This window comes from Plasticicumulans sp., from assembly GCF_035331805.1.
Classification (GTDB): domain Bacteria; phylum Pseudomonadota; class Gammaproteobacteria; order Competibacterales; family Competibacteraceae; genus Plasticicumulans.
This window is the reverse complement of record NZ_DAOLKE010000504.1, coordinates 1-1,925: the sequence shown is the minus strand read 5'-3', so window position 1 is coordinate 1,925 and position 1,925 is coordinate 1. Positions and strand designations below refer to the sequence as shown.

The following is a 1,925-nucleotide window of genomic DNA, read 5'->3' as shown; positions in this document are numbered from 1 at the left end:
AGCCGCCCGAGCAGGCGCGTGACCGTGCCGTCAGCCGGCCGCCCTGCCGGCGCTGCCGGGGCTCGCGCCGCTGCTTGCCGGCCTGCCGCGGCTCGGCCTGCGCTTCGACTGGCGCCGCGATGACGTGGCGACGGACCCCGATGGCCCCTGGCAGGCGGCGCTCGACTACAGCGCCCACGACGCCGACGGTGCGCGCATCGAAGGCGGCACGCTCGGCGTGAAGCGCGCGGCCGATGGCCAGCTCGAACTGGGCGCGACCGATCTGCCGGTCGATGCGCTGCTGCGCCTCGCCGCCGCGCAGGCCGGACCCGAAGCCGGCGGCTGGCTTGCGCGGCTGCAGCCTTCGCTGCGCATCCCGCAGGCCCGCCTGCGCTTCGATCCGGCGCACCCCGACGCCTGGGCGGCGGCGGCGCTGGTCGAGGACCTGCGCGTGCACGCCGATGGCGCCGTGCCCGGCATCGACCGGCTCGACGGCACGCTGCAGCTCACGGCGACGCACGGGCGGCTCGATTTCGACGCGCCGTGGCTGAGCTTCGAGGCGAGCGCGGTATTCCGCTCGCCGTTCTTCTTCGAGACCGCGCGCGGGCGCCTCGACTGGATGCAGACCGAGGATGGCGGCTGGCGCATCGACATCGGACGCCTCGAACTCGCGACCCCCGGCATCGCCGCGATCGTCACCGGCTCGGTGACGCTGCCGGCCGGCGGCGGTGCGCCGTATCTGGACCTCAGCGCCGAGGTGCCGCGCCTGCAGGTCGGGGCTGCGCCGACCTATCTGCCGGATCAGGTCATCGGCGAAGGCGGCATGGACTGGCTCGATCGCGGGCTGGTCGCCGGCAGCGGCTACGACGGCCACGTGCGCCTGCGCGGCCGCGCCGACGGCTTTCCGTACCGCGACGGCGACGGCGAGTTCGAGGCGCGCTTCCGCGTCGAGGACACGACGCTCGACTTCGCGCCCGGCTGGCCGCGGCTCGAAAACCTCGAAGCCGGGGTCGTGTTCGCCGGTCCGGGCCTGACGGTGCAGGCCGAATCGGCGACGCTGCTCGGCGTGCCGGTCACGGCCGAAGTGCGCATCGCCGATCTCGAACACACGCTGGTCGAGGTCGACGGCGTCAGCCGTGCCGATGGCGCGCAGCTGCAGCGCATCCTGCGCGAGACGCCGGTGCGCGCGCGCCTCGGGCCCTTCGCCGAGGCGATGACGCTCGGCGGGCCGCACACCGTCGATCTGGCGCTGCGCATCCCGACCGATGGCCGGCCGATGGACGGGCGCGGCCGCATCCACTTCCTCGGCGGCACGCTCGATCTGCCCGATGCCGGCTGGCATTTCACGCACCTGCACGGCGCGCTCGATTTCGACGACGGCAGCCTGAGCGCCGAGAACCTCGGCCTGCTGTTCGGCGACGAGCCGATGCGCCTCGATGTCGCCAGCACCGGCGGCGCCGGCAACGGCGAGACGGTGTTCCGGCTCGCCGGCCGCTACCGGCTGCAGACGCTGCTCGGCGAGGCCGCCGACGAGCTGTCCGGCAGCGGCCGCGATGCGCTCGCGAGCGGCGAGACCGACGGCGTGCTGACGCTGACCGTGCCGGCCGCGCGCGCCGGCGCGCCGCAGTACGTGCTCGGCTTCGACAGCCCGCTGAGCGGCCTCGCGCTCGACCTGCCGGCGCCGCTCGGCAAGCGTGCCGAGGACAAGCGCCCGCTGGCGCTGAAGGTCGAGGTCGGCACGCGCGAGCGTGCCCGGCTGAGCCTCGACTACGGCCGCGAGCTGCGCGTGCTGCTCGAACTCGATGACTTCCCGCAGGCCCCGCGCATCGAGCGCGGCGACATCCGCTACAACGCCGGCGCGCCGCGGCTGGCGCAGGGCAGCGGCGTGCGCGCCAGCGTCGTGCTCGATCGCTGGTCACCGGCCGGGGACGACGCGCCGGCACCGG

General features: G+C 75.1%; 1 protein-coding gene. It reads left to right on the top strand.

Features of this window, described 5'->3' with window-relative positions:
- Positions 1-124: 124 nt before the first annotated feature.
- Positions 125-1,925: DUF3971 domain-containing protein (locus tag PKE44_RS18870; protein WP_324554305.1), on the top strand; the 1,801-nt coding region annotated here is incomplete at its 3' end.